The organism is Xanthomonas arboricola pv. juglandis, assembly GCF_001013475.1.
Classification (GTDB): domain Bacteria; phylum Pseudomonadota; class Gammaproteobacteria; order Xanthomonadales; family Xanthomonadaceae; genus Xanthomonas; species Xanthomonas arboricola.
The window spans coordinates 1141403-1163986 of record NZ_JZEF01000002.1 but is presented as its reverse complement, the minus strand read 5'-3'; the positions used below and the strand labels follow the sequence as shown (position 1 = coordinate 1163986).

17 protein-coding genes, 1 pseudogene and 1 riboswitch are annotated in these 22584 nt (G+C 65.5%); of the genes and pseudogenes, 5 read left to right on the top strand and 13 right to left on the bottom strand.

All coding sequences use genetic code 11. The features are described 5' to 3' along the window. Window positions 1-39: 39 nt before the first annotated feature. Both ppc and XARJCFBP2528_RS10285 read right to left on the bottom strand, forming a co-directional pair. Window positions 40-2754 (bottom strand): phosphoenolpyruvate carboxylase, encoded by a 2715-nt coding sequence (ppc, locus tag XARJCFBP2528_RS10290; protein ID WP_016902212.1) that lies wholly within the window; start codon window positions 2752-2754, stop codon window positions 40-42. Window positions 2755-3153: 399 nt separating this feature from the next. After that, window positions 3154-5628, bottom strand: a complete 2475-nt coding sequence (locus tag XARJCFBP2528_RS10285) for a S9 family peptidase (protein ID WP_211257628.1) — start codon at window positions 5626-5628, stop codon at window positions 3154-3156. A gap of 189 nt (window positions 5629-5817) precedes the next feature. After that, a riboswitch (S-adenosyl-L-homocysteine riboswitch) is annotated at window positions 5818-5931 on the top strand. Window positions 5932-5962: 31 nt separating this feature from the next. Between XARJCFBP2528_RS10285 and ahcY the strand changes: the two genes are divergently transcribed. Continuing rightward, on the top strand, window positions 5963-7405 hold the full coding sequence (gene ahcY, locus XARJCFBP2528_RS10280; RefSeq protein WP_016902210.1) for an adenosylhomocysteinase: 1443 nt from the start codon (window positions 5963-5965) through the stop codon (window positions 7403-7405). Between the two features lie 235 nt (window positions 7406-7640). Here ahcY and XARJCFBP2528_RS10275 read toward each other — a convergent pair whose 3' ends face one another. The 5 genes from XARJCFBP2528_RS10275 to XARJCFBP2528_RS10255 all read right to left on the bottom strand — a co-directional run bounded on the left by XARJCFBP2528_RS10275 (window position 7641) and on the right by XARJCFBP2528_RS10255 (window position 11876). After that, window positions 7641-8423, bottom strand: coding sequence for a class I SAM-dependent DNA methyltransferase (locus tag XARJCFBP2528_RS10275; protein ID WP_016902209.1), 783 nt, complete (start codon window positions 8421-8423; stop codon window positions 7641-7643). A 31-nt stretch (window positions 8424-8454) separates the two neighbouring features. Continuing rightward, window positions 8455-9387: a sulfotransferase domain-containing protein gene (locus XARJCFBP2528_RS10270; RefSeq protein WP_026064249.1), complete on the bottom strand. Its 933-nt coding sequence runs from the start codon at window positions 9385-9387 to the stop codon at window positions 8455-8457. Window positions 9388-9877: 490 nt separating this feature from the next. Then, window positions 9878-10564: a sulfotransferase family protein gene (locus XARJCFBP2528_RS10265; protein ID WP_026064248.1), complete on the bottom strand. Its 687-nt coding sequence runs from the start codon at window positions 10562-10564 to the stop codon at window positions 9878-9880. A 150-nt stretch (window positions 10565-10714) separates the two neighbouring features. Next, window positions 10715-11272, bottom strand: coding sequence for a DUF3228 family protein (locus XARJCFBP2528_RS10260; RefSeq protein WP_016902205.1), 558 nt, complete (start codon window positions 11270-11272; stop codon window positions 10715-10717). Window positions 11273-11330: 58 nt separating this feature from the next. Then, a complete protein-coding gene (locus tag XARJCFBP2528_RS10255) occupies window positions 11331-11876 on the bottom strand; it encodes a DUF2058 domain-containing protein (protein ID WP_016902204.1) in 546 nt (181 codons plus the stop codon). Window positions 11877-12265: 389 nt separating this feature from the next. Between XARJCFBP2528_RS10255 and XARJCFBP2528_RS10250 the strand changes: the two genes are divergently transcribed. After that, window positions 12266-13636 (top strand): alpha-amylase family protein, encoded by a 1371-nt coding sequence (locus tag XARJCFBP2528_RS10250; protein ID WP_026064247.1) that lies wholly within the window; start codon window positions 12266-12268, stop codon window positions 13634-13636. A gap of 133 nt (window positions 13637-13769) precedes the next feature. On the opposite strand, the gene XARJCFBP2528_RS10245 is transcribed toward XARJCFBP2528_RS10250, so the two are convergent. Then, window positions 13770-14705, bottom strand: a complete 936-nt coding sequence (locus XARJCFBP2528_RS10245; RefSeq protein WP_016902202.1) for a Gfo/Idh/MocA family protein — start codon at window positions 14703-14705, stop codon at window positions 13770-13772. Between the two features lie 401 nt (window positions 14706-15106). Between XARJCFBP2528_RS10245 and XARJCFBP2528_RS10240 the strand changes: the two are divergent. Continuing rightward, window positions 15107-15506, top strand: a pseudogene (locus XARJCFBP2528_RS10240) (VOC family protein). Window positions 15507-15577: 71 nt separating this feature from the next. Here the strand turns inward: XARJCFBP2528_RS10240 and XARJCFBP2528_RS10235 are convergent. Together XARJCFBP2528_RS10235 and XARJCFBP2528_RS10230 are read right to left on the bottom strand one after the other, a co-directional pair. Continuing rightward, window positions 15578-17359 (bottom strand): S53 family peptidase, encoded by a 1782-nt coding sequence (locus tag XARJCFBP2528_RS10235; RefSeq protein ID WP_026064246.1) that lies wholly within the window; start codon window positions 17357-17359, stop codon window positions 15578-15580. 161 nt (window positions 17360-17520) lie between these two features. Further along, complete coding sequence (locus tag XARJCFBP2528_RS10230) at window positions 17521-18498, bottom strand: NAD(P)H-quinone oxidoreductase (RefSeq protein ID WP_016902198.1); 978 nt, start codon at window positions 18496-18498, stop codon at window positions 17521-17523. A 358-nt stretch (window positions 18499-18856) separates the two neighbouring features. Here XARJCFBP2528_RS10230 and metF point away from each other — a divergent pair, with 358 nt between their 5' ends. Both metF and XARJCFBP2528_RS10220 read left to right on the top strand, forming a co-directional pair. Further along, window positions 18857-19684, top strand: a complete 828-nt coding sequence (gene metF / locus XARJCFBP2528_RS10225) for a methylenetetrahydrofolate reductase [NAD(P)H] (protein WP_016902197.1) — start codon at window positions 18857-18859, stop codon at window positions 19682-19684. Between the two features lie 70 nt (window positions 19685-19754). Continuing rightward, window positions 19755-20426: a hypothetical protein gene (locus XARJCFBP2528_RS10220; RefSeq protein ID WP_047124639.1), complete on the top strand. Its 672-nt coding sequence runs from the start codon at window positions 19755-19757 to the stop codon at window positions 20424-20426. A gap of 158 nt (window positions 20427-20584) precedes the next feature. On the opposite strand, the gene XARJCFBP2528_RS10215 is transcribed toward XARJCFBP2528_RS10220, so the two are convergent. The 3 genes from XARJCFBP2528_RS10215 to XARJCFBP2528_RS10205 form a co-directional block, all read right to left on the bottom strand. After that, window positions 20585-21097 carry a P-loop nucleotide/nucleoside kinase family protein gene (locus XARJCFBP2528_RS10215; RefSeq protein ID WP_026064244.1) on the bottom strand — a complete coding sequence of 171 codons (513 nt, stop codon included), beginning with the start codon at window positions 21095-21097 and terminating at the stop codon, window positions 20585-20587. 2 nt (window positions 21098-21099) lie between these two features. Further along, window positions 21100-22047, bottom strand: a complete 948-nt coding sequence (locus XARJCFBP2528_RS10210) for a Nudix family hydrolase (RefSeq protein ID WP_026064243.1) — start codon at window positions 22045-22047, stop codon at window positions 21100-21102. Between the two features lie 137 nt (window positions 22048-22184). Beyond that, window positions 22185-22553 (bottom strand): VOC family protein, encoded by a 369-nt coding sequence (locus XARJCFBP2528_RS10205; protein ID WP_016902193.1) that lies wholly within the window; start codon window positions 22551-22553, stop codon window positions 22185-22187. Window positions 22554-22584 lie beyond the last annotated feature (31 nt).

Genomic DNA, 22584 nt, shown 5'->3' with positions numbered 1-22584 from the left:
TTCGACCGTCTGATCCGATCGTCGTAGCGCCGAACCGGATCAGCCGGTGTTCTGCACGCCTTGCGAGACGCCGTTGACGCAGGCGACCAGCGCGCGCAACAGCTCGTCGTCTTCGCCATCGGTGGCACGCCAGCGTTGCAGCAGGTCCACCTGCAGCACGCTGATCGGGTCGATGTAGGGGTTACGCAGGCGGATCGACAAGGCCAGCCGCGGGTCGTGCTGCAGCAGCGACTGCTGGCCGGTCAATGCCTTCACCCAGCCTTTGGTCAGCGCCAGCTCGGCGCCGATGCCCGGGAAGAACCGCTCGTGCAGTTCGCCCGACAGCCGCGAGAACAGCTCGGCGATGGTGAGGTCGCCCTTGGACAGCACCATCGCCACGTCGTCGAGAAAGGTGCGGAAGAACGGCCAGTCCTGCGCCATCTCGCGCAAGGTGTCTTCGTGCCCGGCATCCACCGCCGCCTGCAGGCCGCTGCCCACGCCGTACCAGCCCGGGATCACCGCACGCGCCTGGCTCCACGCGAACACCCACGGAATCGCGCGCAGGTTGGACAAGGCCGCGTCCTGGCCGAGCCGGCGCGACGGGCGCGAGCCCAGCGTCATGCGTTCGATCACGTCGATCGGCGTGGCGCGGCGGAAGTACTGCATGAAATCCGGCGCGCCAACGAACGCGCGATACGCCACGGTGCTTTGTTCGGCGACCAGGTCCATCACCGGCCGCCAGCGATCCTCGCGCGGCTCGGGCGCACGCGGACGCAGGCTGGACAGCAGCACCGCGCCGGTCATCTGTTCCAGCGAGCGCAGCGCCAGGGCACGGATGCCGTACTTGCGATGGATCACCTCGCCCTGCTCGGTCACGCGCAGCCGGCCATCGACACTGCCGCGCGGCGCGGCATCCAGCGCGCGGCTGGTCTTGCCGCCGCCACGTGCGATCGAGCCACCGCGGCCGTGGAAGAAGGTCAGCCGCACGCCCAGCTCGGCGGCAGCTTCGAGCAGTTCCACCTGCGCGCGCTGCAGCCCCCAGCGCGAGGCGGTGATGCCGCCGTCCTTGCCGCTGTCCGAATACCCGAGCATCACCATCTGCGTATCGCCGCGCGCGGCCAGGTGCTGGCGGTAGACAGGGTCGGCCAGCAGATCCTGCACGGTGCCGGTGCCGCCGCGCAGATCGTCCACGGTTTCGAACAGCGGCACGATATCCAGCGGCACTGCGCCGGCGTCGTCGACCAGGCCGCCACGGCGCGCCAGCGCCAGCACGGTGAGCACGTCGGCGCGGTTGTGCGCCATCGAGATGATGTAGCTGCCCAGCGCATCGGCGCCGTGGCGGCTGCGCGCATCGGCAAGCGCGGCAAACACCGCATCCAGCCGCGCATTGCCTTCGTCATCCACGCGCGGCAATGCCTGCTCTCCGGCTGCATACGGACCGAGCAATGCAGCGCGCTGCCTGGCATCCTGTTCGTCCCAATCCGCCTGGCCGAGTGCGTCGGCCACTGCACGTGCATGCACGCTCGATTCCTGGCGCACATCCAGCCGCGCCAGGTGGAAACCGAAGGTGCGCACACGCCACAACAGGCGGCGCACCGCGAACCAACCGGCGTGCAGGCCCTTGTTGGCCTGCAGGCTGTCCAGGATCAATTGCAGGTCGTGTTCCAGCTCGGACGGGCTGGTGTAGGCACCCGCGGCATCGTCCAGCGTGGCCTGCAGGCGCGCGCGCATCAGATCGTTGAGCAGCCGGTACGGCATGTCGCCGTGGCGCGGACGCGAGCGTGCGGCGTCCTCCGGCAACAGCGCGCGGTAGCGCTGCAGTTGCTCGCTCAACGCCGGGCTCACCGCCACCAGCGTGGTCGACTGGCTGAGCAGGCTGGCCAGTTGCCACAGTTCCTTCTGATAACGGTCCAGCACCGCACGCCGTTGCGCATCCAGCGTGCCGGCGATGGTGACGGCATCCACGTTGGGGTTGCCATCCATGTCGCCGCCGACCCAGGTGCCGAAGCGCAGCAACCGCGGCAGGGTCGGCACGCTGCCGTAGGTTTCTTCGATGGCGTGTTCGAGGGTTTCGTACATCACCGGGACCACGCGATACAGCACCTGGGTGAGATAGAAGCCCACATGCTCGCGCTCGTCCTCCACGGTGGGGCGCACCGGCGAGGAGTCGGCGGTCTGCCAGGACGCGGTCAAGGCCATGCGGAAGCGCGCCGCGTCGGTGGCGCGCTCGTTGGGCGTGCGCATGCCATCCAGGTTGTCGACCAGGCTGGCGACCATCAGCTGCTCTTTTTCCAGCAGCGCGCGGCGCACCGCTTCGGTGGGATGCGCGGTGAACACCGGCTCCACGTCGATTCGCGGCAACCACTCGCTGAGTTCGTCCAGCGTCACGCCCTGCGCCTTGAGCCGGCGCAAGGCATCGTGCAACCCGTCCGGCTGCGGCGTGTCGGTGCCGCTGCACTGGTATTCGCGGCGGCGGCGGATGCGGTGCACGCGCTCGGCGATGTTGACCACCTGGAAATAGGTACTGAAGGCGCGCACCAGCGACTCGGCCTCGCGCGGCTCGCGCCCGGCCAGCTGCTCGCTCAGCGTCGATGGCGGGGCATCGCTCTCGCGGCGCGCAATCGCCGTGGTGCGAACGCGTTCGATCTCATCGAGGAATTCCGCAGAGACCTGCTCGGCGAGCAGGTCACCGACCAGTGCACCGAGCCGACGCACATCGTCGCGCAAGGCAAGATCGGGGGTAGCGAACACAAGACTGCTGCGGTACTCGTTCATCGGAAACGCACACCCTCTCAAGCGCAAAGTCGTCGAAGACTAACCCAAAAGGATTAGATGATCGCGACTGGCACGACGGTTTCAACACCAACCATCGTGTGCTGGCGCTCCCTGCCCATGACCTCGTAGGAGCGCGCTGGCGCGCGATGGGTCTTTCCCGGTGATGCCCCATCGCGGGCAGGCCCGCTGCTACGCGATGTGGCTGTCCTGGTCATGCTGCGTCGCGCCCGGGTGCGCTCCTACCGGTGATCGCGGCAATCGCGTGGAAAGCGCAGCAAATCTTCCCGGGACGCGAGGCGGACGCATTCGCCGTAGGAGCGCACCCGGGCGCGACGAGGCGTTATCGATAAAGCCGCATCGCGCGCAAGCGCGCTCCTACCGGTGCCAGCGCACCATCGATCACCGCGTACGCGTAGCGCCGGTCTCCTTCACCGGCTCGCCGAGATTGGTCTTCAACCACTGTTCGCTCTCGGCCAGCATCTGCAGGATCGACTGCCGCGCGCGGTACGCATGCGATTCGTTGGGCAGCAGCACCAGCCGCGCGTTGCCGCCCAGGCCCTTGATCGCGGCGAACATGCGCTCGCTCTGTATCGGGAAGGTGCCGGTGTTGTTGTCGTCCTGACCGTGGATCAACAGCAGCGGATCCTTGATCTTGTCGGCGTAGTTGAACGGCGACATCGCCTGATACACCGATTGCGCCTGCCAGTAGTTGCGCTCCTCGGCCTGGAACCCGAACGGGGTGAGCGTGCGGTTATAGGCACCGCTGCGCGCGATGCCGGCCTTGAACAGCCGCGTGTGCGCGAGCAGGTTGGCGGTCATGAAGGCGCCGTAGGAGTGCCCGCCGATGGCGATGTGCTCGCGGTCAGTGACCCCGCGCCGCACCACTTCGTCCACCGCGGCCTGCGCATCGGCGACCAGCTGCGGCACATAGGTGTCGTTGGGCTCGGCATCGCCTTCGCCGACGATCGGCATGGTCGGGTTGTTGAGCACCACATAGCCGATCGCCAGAAACGCCTGCGGCCCCCAGTAGCTGATCGCGTTGAAGCGATAGGGCGAGTCGGTGACCTGGCTGGCGGTGTCGGCACTCTTGAACTCGCCCGGATAGGCCCACATCAGCAGCGGCCTCGGGCCGTCGCGCTTGGGGTCGTAACCGGGCGGCAGCAGCAGCGTGGCGGTGAGGTCCACGCCATCGGCGCGCTTGTAGCGGATCTGCTCCTTCTGCACGCCACGCAACTGCGGCAGCGGATGGGCGAAATGCGTCAACGCACGCGGCGCAGGCGCTGCATCGCCCAATGCCTGCACGACATAGTTGGCCGGCTCCTCGGGCGATTCACGGCTGAGCAGCAACTGCGTTCCTTGCGCATCCAGCAATGCCAGCGGTGCGGAATAGCTCGGCGCCTGCGAATGGAACAGGCGCGTGGCGCGCCTGCTCTGCAGATCGAAGCGATCCACGAACGGGCGGTCGCCTTCCGGCGAGGCGCCCTTGCCGAGCAGGAACAGGCTGTTGCCATCGGCGCCGGTCTGCAGCAGCGTGCGGCCCTTGCCGTCGGCCACGGTCGCCGGCGTGCCGGGATCGTTGTAGCGGTCCTGCGAGGAGCGGTCCCACAGCAGTTCGGGCACGCGCTGCGGCTGGTCCGGTGCAATGCGCCACTGCTTGGTGCGGCGGGTCTTCCACCAGCTTTCACTGAGGATGGCCAGATCGCCGCGGCCCCACTGGATGCCTTCGAAGCGGCTGCCCAGTTGCGCCAGCGTGACCGGCGCACGCGTAAATGGCGCAGCCTGCATCAGCACCGCATCACGGATCTTGCTCTCGCGTGCCGGGTCGCCGCCGTCCTGCGCCTCGGCCCAGACCAGCGTGGCCGGCGCATCGACGCGCCAGGCGATGTCGCGCACGCCGGTGGGCACGGCGTCATTGCCGGTTGGCAGGCCTTCCACCAATGGCAGCTTGGCGATCTGTCGCACCAGCTTGCCCTGCAGGTCCAGCACCTCGATACGGCGTGCGAAGTTGTCCACCGGCACCAGATACGAGAATGGCCGTTCGCTGCGTTCGCTCAGGATGTAACGGCCATCCGGCGACACCGACAGATTGAGATAGATGCCGGGCGTGGCGATCGGGCGCACCTGCCCGCTCATGCTGACGATGACTGGCTGGCCGGTGGCGTAATACTCGAACACGCGCGCATCGGCCTCGTTGCGCAGCAGGTCCTGATAGGTCGGCAGCGAACGCACGCCGGCAGCGGCGCTGGTCTGCTGGATCGCCGGGCCGTCCGGCACCGCATCGCGGGTGGGCGGCGCGCCCTGCCCGGCCACTTGCTGCTGCAGCAGCAGGCCGCTGCCATCGGGCAACCAGCGCAGATCGTCGTTGACGCTGGTGTTCAAACCGGCCACCAGACGCCGCGCCTGCCCGGCCGCCACGTCCACCAGCCACAGCTCGTTGGCACCGCTGGCCGCGTCCTCGCGGCGGAACGCCAGGTAGCGCTGATCCGGCGACCAGCTCAACGTGGCCAGCGACAGTGGTGACGGCAGCCCGGCGATCTGCCGTTCGCTGCCGTCGGCCACCGACAGCAGCCACAGCTTGTCGGCAAAGGAGAACCGGCTGCTGGCAAAGGTTTTGGGATGGATGCGCAGACCGGCCAGCTTGAGTTCGGGCTGGGCCACCTCGGCGATGTCCGGCAACGCCGGCAACTGCATCATCGCGCCCAAGTCGCGTTTGGGCGACAGGTGCAGCAGCGGCGCGCGCGGGGCATCCACCACTGCCTGCAGCGCCTTGGAGGGCAGTTGGTAGCCAGTGCTTGCCGCAGCGGCAGGCGGGCCAGCCGACGCGACGGCTGCGGCCGCAGCCAGTGGTGCGCTCAGCGCCAGTACGCCTGCCAGGGCCCATCGCTGCTGCCGCCTGCCGTGCCGTGCATCGGGTGTCACCTGCATTGTCCATCCCCAGTGTCGATCGACTCCGGACCATAGCAGCCACACGCTCCCCCGCTCCCCTGCCGTTGGTTGGGGCGCGTACCACTTCAAGCCGGCCAATTCATGCCGGAGGGGGGTGCTGCCGATATAATCAACGCTCTCGTCGAGGGGCGCTGCGACCGGTATGGCGGACTGATCCGCCGACTGCACGAAAAGTGCAGGAAATACGGCCAGGCTCGACAAGCATTCATCGTTCAACGGCGCCCCGCATTGCAGACATTGGTCTGCTTACCGGAGCTATTGCATGAACGCTGTCACGAAAATCGCCCCACATACCGATTACAAGATCGCCGACCTCTCCCTGGCCGATTGGGGCCGCAAGGAGCTGGACATCGCCGAGCACGAGATGCCGGGCCTGATGTCGATCCGCCGCAAGCATGCGCAGACCAAGCCGCTGAAGGATGTACGCATCACCGGCTCGCTACACATGACCATCCAGACCGCAGTGCTGATCGAAACGCTCAAGGACATCGGCGCCAACGTACGCTGGGCCTCGTGCAACATCTTCTCCACCCAGGACCACGCGGCCGCCGCGATCGCCGCCTCCGGCACGCCGGTGTTCGCCTGGAAGGGCGAGACGCTGGAAGAGTACTGGGATTGCACCCTGGACGCGCTGACCTTCACCCTGCCCGACGGCACCCAGACCGGCCCGGAGCTGGTGGTGGACGACGGCGGCGACGTCACCCTGCTGATCCACAAGGGCTATGAGCTCGAAAACGGCAGCACCTGGGTCGACGAGCCGGCCTCCTCGCACGAGGAAGGCGTGATCAAGGCGCTGCTCAAGCGCGTGGCCGTCGAGCGTCCGGGTTACTGGACCCGCGTGGTCAAGGACTGGAAGGGCGTCTCCGAAGAGACCACCACCGGCGTGCACCGCCTGTACCAGATCGCCGAAGCCGGCAAGCTGTTGATCCCGGCCATCAACGTCAACGACTCGGTCACCAAGAGCAAGTTCGACAACCTGTACGGCTGCCGCGAGTCGCTGGCCGATGGCCTCAAGCGCGCCATGGACGTGATGCTGGCCGGCAAGGTCGCGGTGGTCTGCGGCTACGGCGACGTCGGCAAGGGCAGCGCCGCCTCGCTGCGTGCCTACGGTGCCCGCGTGATCGTCACCGAGATCGACCCGATCTGCGCCCTGCAGGCGTCGATGGAAGGCTTCGAGGTCAACACCATCGAATCCACCCTGGGCCGCGGCGACATCTACGTCACCACCACCGGCAACAAGGACATCATCACCGTCGAGCACCTGCAGGCGATGAAGGACCAGGCCATCGTCTGCAACATCGGCCACTTCGACAACGAGATCCAGGTCGATGCGCTGAATGCACTCAAGGGCGTGGAAAAGATCAACATCAAGCCGCAGGTCGACAAGTACGTGTTCGGCAACGGCAATGCGATCTTCCTGCTGGCCGACGGCCGCCTGGTCAACCTGGGCTGCGCCACCGGCCACCCGAGCTTCGTGATGTCCAACTCGTTCGCCAACCAGACCCTGGCGCAGATCGACCTGTGGGAAAAGCGCGACAGCTACGAGAAGAAGGTCTACATCCTGCCCAAGCACCTGGACGAAGAAGTGGCACGTCTGCACCTGGAAAAGATCGGCGTCAAGCTGACCACCCTGACCAAGGACCAGGCCGACTACCTCGGCGTGGACGTGGCCGGCCCGTACAAGCCGGATCATTACCGCTACTGAGACATGGGCGCACGTCGCCCGTCCTCGATATGGTGAATCAACGGGCGCCGCAAGGCGCCCGTTGTGCATCAAGGACACGATCAGCGCGGCGTCGAAGCTGAATCCGCGCATGCGTCGCGCTGTGCGTCGTCGCTTGCTGTGGTCGGCCGAAAGTGGCAAACCGCGCAGCGCCAAGGCCACCAACACGATGGCACTTGCTGCAGCCGCCGTTGGCCGATCTTCGCCGACGGCAACGTTAGCCGCGTACGTTCGCCTCGTCCGCATCCATGGCGGCAGGTGCATACAGGGATATCTGGCTACGGCTGCGCGCGGTATAGGGCTGCCCGCTCCAATCGCCCCATCTGGCTCGCAAGCGCAAGCCGGCGATCCGTGCCATCAGATCCAGCTCGGAAGGCCAGACGTAACGATAGCGATCGTTGAAGGTGCGGGTGGCCGACTCCCCGATCATCACGATGCGCTGCTGGATCAGCTGCAGGGCCGGATCGGCGCTGGAGCACATCAGTATCACCGGCACGTCGCCCTCGTCTAGAGGCGGCACCTCCAACGGCCTCACCTTGCCGTCCGCCAGCAACGTCTCCGCCTGCGGCACCATCGTCTGCAGGACGAACACGCCGGACGTTGCCAGGCGCTCGCGCACTGCGCGCAGGCAACGCAACTGCTCGTCCTGCGTCAACAGATAGCCGAGCGAATACACCGAATAGATCAGGTCGAACGGCCCGGCGACCGGGACATCGACGAAATCGGCGCAGACCAGGGTCAGTCGCTCGGCACCGGGCTTGGCACGTAGCATGTCCAACATGCCAGGCGAGTTGTCGATGCCGCAGACTGCCACGCCGCCAGCCGCCAGCGGCAGCGCAATGCTGCCGGTGCCGACCCCCAACTCGAGCGCCGTACCACTGCCGACCAGTGCTGCCAGGGCCTGCACGCACTGCGCTGCACTGGCAGCGGCCCAGTGGTCCCTCAGGCGATCGTAGTACTGCGACACCCGATCGTACGCGTGCGCTGACGATGCATCCATACCGCTCTCCACGAAAGACTCGCGAGCCACCCTACGCAACCATCCCGGTCGTCGCGTGTGCCGCCGACGAAACATCGCCGGTGGCGAGCCAATGCGCGCACTCGGCGCCAAGCTCGGCGACAACACGCTGCCGATACGCCGCATCGACTGCCGGCGCCAGTCGGTCACGCCACCGCCCGTTGAGACCTTGATTGAAGAAGGCTTGGCCACCGTCGCGCCAGAAACCGGCACCCTGTGGAACGTAGCGCGCCGCATGCGCGCGCATGTAGTCGAGGCTGCAGTGCGCCAGCACGCGCTCGCAACATTGAGCATCCAGCGGGATCTCAAGGAATGCGGCAATGCGCCGTACTTGCGCGGGCAAGTCGTGCAGCAACGCGGCGTAATGCACCAGCAGCACGTTGTCGTAATCGCGCAACACCCACCAGGAACGCACGCCCTCCCAGAACGGCCACAGCGGCGCACCATCCGCGCGCATCCAGGTCTGGAAATAGTCCTCGACCGAGCACATGGGCGGCGGCATGACCTTCAATTTACCGTTGCTGGACGGCTCAGCATCCAGACGCGCCTGCGCATCCGCGCTAACCGCCTGCTGGTGGTCGTACAGGCTCCACACGATGTCGCGCGCATCGCGGCCAACGTAGAGATAGCGGGCACGTTCGGACAACACCAGCGCATCGGCGGGCAGATGCGTTTTCACGAAGCGGCGATGGCGCTGCTCGGCGAGCAGTCGCTGCTTGGTAGCCTTGTCCGGATACACCGAGTCGAACCAGGGCGACAGCCGCGAGACCTCGATCTCCTCGGCGCCGCCGAAGATCAGCTGCGCGACGATCTGCTGCACCCAGGTCGTTCCTGCCTTGGCATAGCTGGCGATGACGACATCGTCGTCACGAAAGGCGAAGTCGTTCCAGACTGTAGAGTCGAAAAAGCGATTGGGATATTCGCGCTGCTTGGAGGGCATGCCCACATCGGCGTCCTGTCGGTTGTCATCGCATCGGGCTCATCGAAGTGCACGCGTGAACACCTCGCAGCCGCTTGATCCGCATGGCGCGCCTTGCCCCAAGGCCCAGCAATACGTAACGCACCGCTGCACATCCGCACACTGTACTTGCAGGCCACCGTTGACCTGCGCAGCGCGCAGCGCCGTCGCCGACGATGCGCGTGCTTGCGGGCCATCCGGCCAAGCCCGCCATGGCATGACAGTTACTGCGTATAGATATACGCCACCTTGCGCGGACCGAACATTTTTAGAATCTTCGAAAACACGAGTGACAGCATGGTTTTGACAATTTTCATCACGCACACCTCTTCTGGAAGTTTCAGAAATGGCGAATTCTGACATTCGCCTCATTCAGGCTAGCAATAATCATATGACCGAATCAACATTATGGCTGATACTTTATTTTAAAAATCAAATTGCCAGGCATGCGTCGCAAAATAAGAAGTGCAATGTGCGTTTATCCGAACAAATCTTCGCGCAGGCACTGCAGATATTCGCGCACATGCCGCTCGCGTGCGGCAACGTCATTCGGCAGACGCAAGCCGCGCGTAAACCAACGCAGCCGCGGCCGTGCGTGCAAATGTGGGTATGGCTTGTCCGGCACCGGCACTCCGAGGAAGCTGCACAGTGGCGCCCAGCCTTGCCGAGACGAGAACACCAGCAGCCGATCGGCTGGCACCGTGTCGATCACTGCCTGATTCCAGCGATTGAAGTAGTCGACCATGAAGGCGCGGTCCTGACTGCGCCCACCCATCTGCTGTTTCAGAAACGTACTGAATGTATCGCCTTCGGGGCCGACGAAGGTGCTCTTTCTGCCCGGCATCAGGATGGTCTGGGTCACCGACTCGAACCAGCTGTCGGGATCGCGCACCGTCAAGACGACCTTGGCCTGCGGATATACCTCAATCAATTGCCGCCAGTAATAGCAACCAGGATGGTCGGTGCTCGAACGGTAGCCGCCGAAGATGGCCGACCAGTCTGCAGCACCGCTTTCGGCAGCATTCCACAGCGGCAGCGCCGTCCGCATGTTCGCGGCGACCTCCGTGGCGTGATAACAGGGTCCAAATCCCAAATGTTCCAGCGCGAACTTCAGCGACAGCGTCCCAGTTCTGCCCAGGCCAGCACCAAGCACTTGTAACGACATGGCGATTCTCCAATCCATTACATGCAGGGCGGCAACCTAGCACGCATCCACGGCGTACGTCGCGGCACTGGCAGTCAGGATGGATGTGGAAAATACACGCATCACGCGCGATTTAATTGGCGGACAAGAACGCGCGTCGGAGCGACACGCTCACCCACGCCAATTGGCATTGCGTTCCCAGAACGCGACGCTACGCCGATACGCATCGCGGTCCAGCGGCGTGCCCGAGCCGCCCTCCTCCACGCCCAAGGCATTGCGCAACATGGTGATCGGTGCCATCGGAATTTCGTCCGGCTGTGCGGTGTAGAGACAACCGACCACACCCCAGTCTGCATCGATGGGTGTGCCTTCCTTGGCCAACTGATCGCGGCTGTAGAGGATAGGCAGCAGATATGCGGCCACCGGTGGCTCGACACCTTCGAACCAACGCACCAGCACGGCCAGTTCCTGCGTACTGCGCGCCTCGTAGCCGGAACGCAGCAAGTGACGATTGTCGCCGGTGATCGGCGCGGTAAGGCAGCGGGTCGAGGTCCAGTTGCGGTGCACGTGCAACCGACAGAACGGCGCATAGCCTTCGATCACGCGTACCGGCGCTTCGTCATTGAGCCGCTGGATGAACTGCTCGGGTGTGCAGTCCTGGATGGCGTTGCCGCGACCACCGCGCGGGAACAGGCGGGTACGGGCGAACTGCGTTAGAACGATCGACATGGCAGTGTTGGAGGCGGCAAAGACCGCCAGGGTAGCGTGCAGCCTTGCACGCGGCCACTTACCAGATCAGATCATCCGGCACCTTGAACTGGCTGTAATAGTCATCGTCGCTGTCTGTCGGTGCCGGGGCGCTGCTACGGCCATGATCCAGCACCACAGTGTCCGCATCGCGGCTGTAGACCTTGTCGGCGGCCGCGCGCGGAATCAGCTCGAAGCCATCGCCATGCCGCACGATCACCAGCGCCCCGCTGGCCAACTGGCTGCGCAGCGTGGGATTGACCAGCACGCTGCGGATGACGCGGCCGTCGTTGAAGCGGTAGTCGATCTCGCCATCGCGCTTGACCTTGTTGGTCTCCACGATCTGCCGGACCTGGGCCAGCACTTCCTGCCGCCGCAGCTGCAGCTTGCGTTCCTCGGCCAGCGCGCGATCGCGTTCGGCGCGCTCGGCCTGTAGCCGCGCCGCGTCCACCTTATCGACCTCGGTCGGTGCCACGGCCGCGCCCTTGGCATGACGCTGCTTGTTCTGCTCACGCGCGACCTTGTCCACCTGGGCCTTCTTGACCAGGCCGGCCTTGAGCAGTTGTTCTTGCAGCGGATTGCGCATGGGAGGGGAACCGGTGAATGTGCGCCCAGTTTACCGCGCCCCGCGCCACCCAGCCTGACTGCCCAAGCCCGCGCCGGCTGCAGCACCGCGCCGTACCGCGGTACCGCGATCCACCGGCACCGCGCAAAGCGCGACCTGCATCGGGATTTTTGCAGGTACTCGCATTGAATACGTATGCACAACAGCGATGTTGCGCCGCGATGCACGCTTAGCATCACCGCGCGCTGCACGCCGTGCGCGCGCTTTCCGGAACAGGGGCCGGAGGCCTTGATGCGGGCATCGCACAGCATGCGTGTGCTCGCGCTTACCGACTGGAGATCCATCCGATGCGCGATACGCACACTCCATCCCCACCCTCACCCTCACGGCTTCAACGCAGCTCGCGGCTGCTGCTTGCCGCGCTGGTGCTGTTGCTGACCACCGCCAATGTGCAGGCCGATGTGATCCTGCACGCCTTCAATTGGCCGTATGCCACCGTGGAAGCACGCGCCAAGCAGATTGCCGACGCCGGCTACCGCAAGGTGTTGGTCGCTCCCGCCTATCGCTCGCAAGGCAGCGCATGGTGGGCGCGCTACCAGCCGCAGGATCTGCGCGTGATCGATGGCCCGCTGGGCGACACCGCCGCGTTCTCGCGCATGGTGCAGGCGCTGGCCAACAACGGTGTGGAAACCTATGCCGATGTGGTGCTCAACCACATGGCCAACGAGGCCGCGACACGCTCGGATCTCAACTACCCCGGCAGCGCCGTGCTCGCGCAATACGCTGCAAATCCAGGCCGCTATGACACCTTGCGCCTGTTCGGCACCTTGCAATCGAATTTCCTGAGCGCCAGCGATTTCGGTCCGGCCCAGTGCATCACCAACTACAACGACGCCTACCAGGTGCGCACCTATCGCATCTGCGGTGGCGGCAGCGATCCGGGCCTGCCCGACCTGGTCGGCAACGATTGGGTGGTGCAGCAGCAGCGCGCCTATCTGCAAGCGCTGAAGGCCCTGGGTGTGACCGGCTTCCGTGTCGATGCGGCCAAGCACATGAGCTTTGACCATCTCAATCGGGTCTTCGATGCGGGCATTCGTTCCGGCGTGTACGTGTTCGGCGAAGTGATCACCGGCGGCGGCAGCGGCAATGGCGATTACGACCAGTTCCTGGCGCCGTACCTGCAGTCCACGCCGCATGCGGCCTACGATTTCCCGTTGTTCAACGCGGTGCGCAATGCATTCGCCATTGGCGCCAGCCTGCAGCAGCTGGTGGATCCCGCCTCCACCGGACAGGCCTTGCCGGGCAATCGCGCGTTGACCTTCGCCGTCACCCACGACATCCCCAACAATGCCGGCTTCCGCTACGCCATCCTCGACCCCGTCGACGAGACGCTGGCATACGCGTATCTGATCGGCCGCAACGGCGGCATGCCGATGGTCTACACCGACAACAACGAAAGCGGCGACAACCGCTGGGTCAACGCCTATCTGCGCGACGACCTGCGCCGCATGATCGGCTTCCACAACGGCGTGCAAGGCAGCGACATGCAGGTGCTGTCGTCCAGCTCCTGCCATGTGCTGTTCCGGCGCGGCAGCCTGGGCATCGTCGGCATCAACAAGTGCGGTAATCCGGTCACCAGCACCGTGGCGATGAATGGCAGCGTGCTGTACTGGAATGCGGATTATGTGGATGCACTGGGCTCGGGCAGCGTGGTGCGCATTTCCAGCGGCTCCTATACTTTCACGCTGCCGGCGCGCGGCGCACGCATGTGGCGCCGCTGAGCTGTCGGGCCAGCACGAGGCGTCCGCTGCGTGGCTGGAGCCCGAGCGCAAAGACGCCCGGCCTTTGACACAGGAAAACACCGGCTTATCGCCGGTGTTGTGGATGCTGCAACACGTTGGATGGTGCGACCGGCTACCAGGCAAATGGCGCGGTGACCTTGCGCGCGCCGAGCATGAACGCATCGGCCACATGCACGAACGGGGTGACATCCACCTCCGATTCGCCGGCGCGCACCAGCTGCACGAAACGCCGGTACAAGCCGTCGTACTCGCCGGCGGCCTCCACTGGCTGCGGCTGGCCATCGATACTGAGCCTGGCCCCGCCCTCGCTGAGCATGAGCAGGCCATCGGTGGTGTCCACTTCGATATCCCAGCGCTGATGGCCGGTCTGCAGAAAATCCAGCTCCGCCGTCACCGGCACCTCTGCGGTATCGACAAAGCCGAGCCTGGCGTACAGCGGTGCCTGACGATTTTCCGGCATGTGCAACTCTGCTTCGCGCAGCGCGAAGGGGCGCGGCAACAGATGCGTGATGATGGACAGCGCATTGATGCCGGGGTCGAACACGCCCATGCCGCCCGGCTCCAGGATCCAGTCCTGGCCCGGGTGCCAATGGCGAATGTCCTCCTTCCAGGTGATATGCGCACGCAGGATCTGCTTGTCGGCCAGCCACGCCCGCGCAGGCTCCACAGCAGCGGCACACCGCGAATGCCAGCTGGTGAACAGGCTGCGTTGCGCACGCTGCGCCAACGCGCGCAGATCGTCGATCTCGGCCAGGGTGGCGGCCGGGGGTTTTTCCAGAAACACATGGCGCCCGGCGGCCAGCGCTGCCTGTGCCTGCGCGTGCCGCCCGACCGGTGGCGTGCACAGCGCCACCGCTTCAATCTGCGGATGCGCCGCGAAGGCCTCTTCCAGGCTGTGATAGGCCGGCACTCCATCGACCGTGCCATGCCGGCTCACGGTGGCCACCAGCTGCACATCGGCACGCGCGGCGATGGTGGGCACGTGCTGGTCGCGGGCGATCTTGCCGATACCGACAAGGGCAATGCGCAATGCGTCTGGATGCTTCATCGAAACCTTCGTGCTGATGTGGAAGTGACGGCGCCGCTTCGATTGCAGGAAGCAAGCGAGTACGCAGGGCCGACGCGGCAATGGCGCAATGCAGCTCCGCAGCCCTGCACGCGAGGACGCAGTGTACGGTCAGGGTGCGGCTCGCTGCGAGACATCGCTCCTGCTTGTTTTGCTATACCTGCGCAGCGGGTGGCCTTACTGGGACGTCCATTGCCGCATCGTTGCGGCCGCAGCATTGCGAATGCGCTGGTCGCGGCCTTCACCAGGCGGGACACAGCGTTGGATCAGAAAGCAGATGCGACATGGCGACACTTGCTGACCCGCCAATTGACGCAAGCGCCTGCGGAGACCACGATCGCCGCGGCACACCACCGTGCCATCGTCACTGAAGGATTGCCTCGATGTTGCATCACGTTTCGCTGGGCGTTGGCACGATCGAAGCATCGGCGGCCTTTTACGACGCCGTGCTCGGGGCGCTCGGCTATATGCGGGTGTGGTCCGATCTGGAGCCGGGCACGCTCGATCAGGCGGTCGGCTACGGCCGGGCCCGGCGGCGAAGACAGCCTGGCGTTGAAGCAGCGCCAGGTAACGCAGTGTGCGCCGGGTGCCGGCTTCCATCTGGCATTCGCCGCAGCGAACGCCAGCGCGGTTAACGCCTTTCATCTGGCCGCGCTACAGCATGGCGGCAGCTGCAACGGCGCGCCCGGTCTGCGGCCGGATTACGGCGACGATTACTACGCCGCGTTCGTCATCGACCCCGACGGGCACCACATCGAAGCGGTGGTCGACACCACGCTGTGACTGCTGGCATCTTTTGCATGCGGAGCGGCGCCGATCGTCTCGGCGCCGCACTGCACGGCAGCGGCGCAGGATCAGGGTGAGGCGTGCGCCAGAAAACGGTCGAAATCGGCGATATCCAGGCTGCCCCAACCCGACGTAAAGTCCCAGCCGCTTGCGGCCACATACCCATCGCCATACAGGCCATTGGTTCCGGCCAGCACATCATGTTTGCGCTGCGCATCACCGCGCTGACTTGCGTAGCGATAGATCTGCGGGCCGATGAAGCCCAGATTCGGATGCGATTGCAGCAGCCGGGCGACATAGCCGGCGAAGGTCGGCGTGGCAGCGCTGGTGCCCCAGACGTATCCAAGAAACTCCCGGCCTTGCGCATCGGTCAACAGGATCTCCGCGCTGCTGGAAAAAGCCCCGTTGAAACTGACGTCCGGCACCGCGCGGCGTCCGGAACTCACCTGCGCTGCGATCGCGGTCTTCTGCCACTGCGGCGCGTCGGCGCCCCTGCTCAAGCCGCCCTGGCTGATCTGGCGGCCCACTCCGGCATTCCACACGCGCTCCGCTGCATAGGTGCCTGCGCTACCGGTCTTGGTCTGCAGTTCTGTGGCGCCGACCGCGATTGCATATGGGTCTGAGGCGGGAAACGCGACCTGGCGCTGGTCCTGATGACCTTGCAGGCTGTCGTAGTAAGGCGCACGCGCACGCGCGCTCAATGGTTGATAGATCCCATCGTCGCCGCTGCAGATCAGGATGTTCTGTCCCTGTTTGACCGCCTTGGACACGCTGGCATCGATTGCCTGGAAGATGGTGTCGTTCACTTCGGTTTCGGACGCATAGATCGACATGCTGACTACACGCGCCAGGTTGTCGTCGGCGGCACGCGCCAGGCCATCGGCCATGCTTTTCCACGAAAGGTCCGGGATGTTGTAGATGATCAACTGCTTCAGTCCGCCGGCACTGCCGACCAGCAGCTGCGTGTCCATGTCCCACTCGCTTTCGTTGGTCTTGCTATCCGCACTTGAGCGGAAGCCCGGCGCTGCCGGGTCGCCCACGGTCACTACCTTGACCGGCGTATGCAGGCCGTGCAGCGTTTGGAAGTGCTGCAGACGTAGCAGCGTGTTTTCCAGATTGCCGGACGCGATAATGGCACCGACGACGCTGCTGGCAGGTGCAAGCGCATTCGCGCCATAGGCGCTACCGAGCTCTTCCACGCTGTGCCGCACCACTTCCGAGGCGCTTGTGCTGCGTACAACGACCGCGTTTGTGTGCAGTCCCTGATCGACAACGACACGCGCATCGGCGGGCACCATCGAGCGGGGGGTCAATCTGGCAGCACTGCGGTTATCCAACCCCACCACACCCTGCACGATGGGCCGCAATGCGGCAGGAAGCGCGATCGCATTCTGAGTGAAGTACACCGCACGCCCATCGATGCTGCCAGTACGCAGCGTCACCGCGAATGCCGACTGCAACGCCGCCGCCGTGCCGCTGGCCTGCAACACGCGACCGTCGGATACGACCTGCACATCGGTGATGCCGTACCTGCGCAGATAGTCCTTGACCTGGACGATGTCGTCGGTGGCAGCCGCGGCGCTTTTGTCCAGCGTGCCACGCAGTAGCGGGTCGGCCGCATCGCGCATCAGCCATTGCTCGATCGCTGCGTGCTGCGCGGCTGCATCCGTGCGCGGCTTGAGCACGAGACTGACCTGCAGGATGCGCTCGGGGGCCATCGGCACACTGGCGCTGACCGCTGGCAACCGACTGGAGACAGGCAGCTCCGACGTTGCCGCAGACGCGGTGCCCGCGCTGCATACCGTCACGGTGGATGCCAGCAACGCAATGCCCAAAGAGGTCCGCGTCATTTGATTCCTTCGCTGTCGAGAGTGAGTACACCTGCTGCCGATTGTTACGACCAGGTATGACCATTCACTCTGCGCAGTGCGAAGTTGTTCGGCGTTTAACGAGGATGCGCAGCGCATCTCCCTGACACGCACGCGCATACCGGGCAGGCCACCAGGCGCAGTCACATTTCCAGCACGACCTTGCCCAGGTGGCTGCCCTGCTCCAGATAGCGATGCGCTGCAGCGGCTTCGTTGAGCGGGAAGCGCTTGTCGAGCAGCACGCGCTGCTTGCCCTGCGCGATCCACGGCCACACCACGCGCTCCACTTCCGCCGCCAGACGCGCCTTTTCGTCGGCACTGCGCGGGCGCAGCGTCGAGCCGGTGAGGATGGCCTGCTTGCGCATCAGCAGCGGGATCGGCACCTCGATGGTCGAGCCGGCCTGCGAGGCGATGTAGACGATGCGCCCGCGTGGGTTGAGCGCCTCCAGGGTGTCGGCGAACACCGCAGCGCCCACCATGTCCAGCGACACATCCACCCCACCGTGCGCTTTGGCCACGGCGACAAACGATTCGGTGGTGGAATCGATCGCCACATCGGCGCCCAGTTCGCGCGCCTGCGCTGCCTTGCCCGCCGAACGCGCGGTCGCCAGCACATGCGCACCGGCGGCCTTGGCCATTTGAATCGCAGTGACACCGATCCCGGAGGTGGCGCCATGCAGCAACAACCACTCGCCAGCCGCCAGCCGGCCATGCTCGAACAGGTTGGTGTAGGCGGTGAAAATGGTTTCCGGCAGTGCCGCAGCGTGCACCAGATCCATGCCCGGCGGAATCGGCAACACATGCCGCGCGTCGACCGCTGCGTACTGTGCGTAACCGCCACCGCCCAGCAGTGCACACACCCGATCGCCGACCTTCCAGCGACCGGCCGCCTCCACGATCTCGCCGGCGATTTCCAGCCCAAGCGTCTGCGGCGCACCGGGCGGCGGCGGATAGTGGCCGGCACGCTGCAACAGATCGGGACGATTGATCCCGGCCGCATGCACGCGGATCAGCACCTGCCCCGGCGCGGGACGCGGGCGCGGCATTTCGCTGGCGTACAGTGCATCCGCATCGCCCTTGCCATCGCGGATGGCGATTGCAGTCATCGTGGTATCGCTCATGCGCAGCACTCCGTAGAAAGTGCGCCCAGTGTAGAGCTGCCTGCGTCAACGTCCGGCGCAAGCCCGGTCGCGACATGGCACGCAGGCGCGGCGCAACCACCGTCTCCACAACTCACGGCAGACAATGACGCGATGGCCGGCACTACGCGTGGAACCAGTGCTGCAACAGAAGCGATTCACCTAGTCGATGCGAGGCTTCGCTCGCCGCCGCGCGGCAAGCGCCTGCAGGTCCCCGCAGATCGCGCCGTCATTCCGCTGACAGCACGCGAGGTAACCGAATGCAGGACACCCGCAACCAAATATGCATTCATCGCGATGAAGCGATATTATGCTGACACGATCCGCCGGACCCGCCGCGATGACGCATCTCAGTTTCGAGTTCTACCCGCCCAAGACCGACGACCAGCGCGCACAGCTGGACCGCACGGCGGCCAGGTTGAAGGGCTACGCGCCCGAGTACGTGTCGTGCACCTTCGGTGCCGGCGGCTCCACGCTCAGCTATACCTCCGAGACGGTGCGTCACCTTAAGCAGAAGCACGGTTTCGAAGCCGCCCCGCATCTGTCCTGCGTCGGCGGCAGCCGCCAGGAGATCCGCGAGCTGCTCAAGCTGTATCGCGCGATCGGCTGTACCCGCATCGTCGCGCTGCGCGGCGACCTGCCTTCGGGCATGGGCCATCCGGGCGACCTGCGTTACGCCTCGGACCTGATCGCCTTCATCCGCGCCGAGCACGGCGATGCGTTCCGGATCGAAGTCGGTGCCTATCCGGAAACCCATCCGCAGGCGACCGACGCGCTGAGCGATCTGCGTTACTTCAAGGCCAAGGTGGATGCCGGCGCCGATGCCGCAATCACCCAGTATTTCTACAACGCCGACGCGTACTTTCATTTCCGCGACGCCGTGCAGCGCATGGGCGTGGAGATCCCGATCATCCCCGGCATCATGCCGATCTCCAATTTCTCGCAGTTGCGGCGTTTTTCCGAACAATGCGGTGCCGAGATCCCGCGCTGGATCGGCAAGAAGATGCAGTCCTACGGCGACGATGCCGATGCGGTGCGCGCCTTCGGTGCGGACGTCGTGGCGGCCTTGTGCGAGCGCCTGATCGCCGGCGGCGCGCCGGCCCTGCACTTCTACACGCTCAACCTGGCCAAACCGACCACGCAGGTGCTGCAGCTGCTCGGGCGCTGAGCCAGCCGCTCGAAACCATGCCCTCGGCGGGCATCTCTATGCGGGCACATCACCGGCAAGCGCGCGCGTGATGCACAAACGCCGTGCAAGCTCTTTCGGTCCCGGCGCGTTGCTCGCCGGCTCACGCAGGCCCCGTTACGCTGCGCCGATGCCTCGCCTCCTGCTGCCATTGTTACTGCTGTTCTGCCTGTGCCCGGCCACGCGCGTGCAGGCGCAGGAGATCCGTCGCTGCGTGACAGCGGACGGGCAGACCATGTTCACCGACCGCCGCTGCGAAGATGTCGGCGCTGCGGCGCGCGCGCCGCCGGCCGCGCGCACGCAAGGCAACACCGGCCTGCATCGCTACGGCTGCCCGCGCCGGCTGAGCGAACTGGTGTCGTTGCTGCAACTGGCGGTGGACAGCCGCGACGTCAATCGGCTCTCCAGCCTCTACCTGTGGAGCGGCCAGTCCGACGCCGCTGCCAACCAGGTGCTGAGCCGGCTGGAGGCGATCGTGCAACGCCCGTTGCTGGACATCGTCCCGATGTACCCGCAACGCGATCCGCCGACCCGGGAAGCCGATGCCGGCACGGCAGCGGCTCCATCCCTGGACGGCAGCGCCACCGACGCCCCACTCCCGGCACCGCCAAGCCGCCCACGCCCCTGGGGCCTGCGCCTGGAACAGAACCTCGCCAGCGGTGCGCCCGCAAGCAGCGTGTTGCGGCTGCGCCGGCAGTACAACTGCTTCTGGGTGACGTTTTAGCGCAGCGCCCGGCGTGAGCGGATTGCAGCGGCAAGTACATGCGACGGCGCATTGCCCCGGCAATCGGTGATGGTGACGATGGTGGTGTTGGCTGCTAGGCAGTGAGCGTATCGGCTCAGAGACCCCGAACCTCATGCCTCATAGGTAACGCCTGCAGGCTATGCGACAAGCCGGCCCATGATCTGCGTGACCGCCTGCTGCGGGCTCAGCACGGCGCTGTCGATCACCCAGTGCGGCTCGGTCCAGGCCACGTAGTCATGCGCGAGCACCGAGGCCCACCCCGGCACGCGCAATCCGACCACGTCGCTTTGCCGCGATTCCACGCGCTGCCGATGCACGTTGCGATCGCTGCACACTACCTCGATCTCCAGCAAGCGGCTCCGTGCACGACGAGCTACATCGCGCCACGCTTCACGGGTGACCGGCAATGGGTTCACGCAATCGGCGACCACCACGTGACCCTGCTGCAGATTGGCCTCGGCAAGTGCGTAGGCGGTCATGTAGCCGGCTGCTCCAACATCGTTGGCGAGCGCACCACTTTCGCGTAGTGACTGCTCGATCGTATCGATACGCAAATAAAACGCAGTGCATTGCGTCAGTAGCGCCTGGGCAATGGAACTCTTGCCGACGCCCGGCAATCCGCCGAACACTACCAAGATCGCTGACTGCAGGGTCACTGCGGCCACAGCGCGCGAATCGCCGCGATGCCTTGCGCGCCATGCGAACGGGCTTCGCGCAGGTCGTCGACCTGCATGCCACCGAGTGCGTAGATCGGCAAGGAGACCTGCTCGCGCAAGCGTTCGAATCCATCCCATCCCAGGGGTATTGCACCCGGATGCGACGCGGTCGCCTGCACCGGGCCCAGCACCGCAAAATCGCAGCCAAGACGCTGGGCGTGGCGCAGGTCTTCCAGCCCGTGACAGGAAGCGGCGACCGGCTGCTCGGCCGGCAACGGGCGCTGCTGCAGGCTGGCCAGTTGCTCCGAACCCAGGTGCACGCCGATGCCGAGTTCACTGGCCAGTGCGATGTCGCGGTTGAGCAGCAGTTGCGCGCGCGCACGGCCGCGCAGGCGCATCACCTGCTGCAGCAAGGCCTGCCAGCGCGCCGGTTCGGCCTGCCGCGCACGTAACTGGATGCGCGTGATGCCTTCCTGCAGCGCACGCTCCAGACCTTCCAGCCACAGCGCGTCGTCGTCCGGCTCGGGCGTGATCAGATAGCGGTCGGGCTGGCGCAGCACACCGACCACCGGCACATCGGCCGGCGGCATCGAGTAACGGATCAGCTTGTCGGCGGCCACCCAGGTCATCGCCTGGCCTTCGCGGCCGCGCGGGCTGCCTTTCCATGCGGTGATGTGGCGCACTTCCAGGCGCAGCCGCTTGTCCGGGTACAACTGCGGCACGTCCATCAGCCACTCGCCGACCTGTGCCTCGATACCGAGCTCTTCGTTGAGTTCGCGCACCAATGCCTGTTCGGAGGTTTCGCCAGGTTCGCGCTTGCCACCCGGAAACTCCCACAGGCCGGGCATGTCGCGGGTTTCGGTACGGCGGGTCAGCAGGATGCGGCCGCGGGCGTCGGTGATCACGCCGGCAACGACGTGGATGGATCTTAGAGAATCAGGCATGGCACAAGAGTGCCGCGAGTGAGCCGTTCAGTGCAATCGCTTGAAGGCGGGGAATGGAGATTCGGGAATCGGGAATCGGTTGAAGCACGCACCATGCCCGCCTTTGCAATTCCCCATTCCCGATTCCCGATTCACGTCTACAGTGGATGCCCGATGCGCCAGAGCACGCCGCTGGGATCGTGCAAGGTGAAATCGCGTGCGCCCCATGGCCGATCTTCCGGCGCGCTGCAGCTCACCCCGAACTGCGCGCCCAAGCCGGTGTCGTGCACGTGCTGCCACCAGCTATCGGCATCGTCCACCCACAGGTGCAGCATCAGGTTCTCGGCCAGTTCGCGCAGATAGAAATCCTGCAGCAGGAATGCGCAATGCGTGCCATGCCGGAAGCAGGTCACATTGCCTACCTCGTCCTCCTGCACGAAGCCCAGCGCGCGATAGAACCGCTGCGACACCGCGTAGTCGCGCGCAGGCACGAACACCTTCAATTGCTGGCTGGACAGCAGCGCCATGACCGCACTCCACGCAGGATGTGGATCGAGC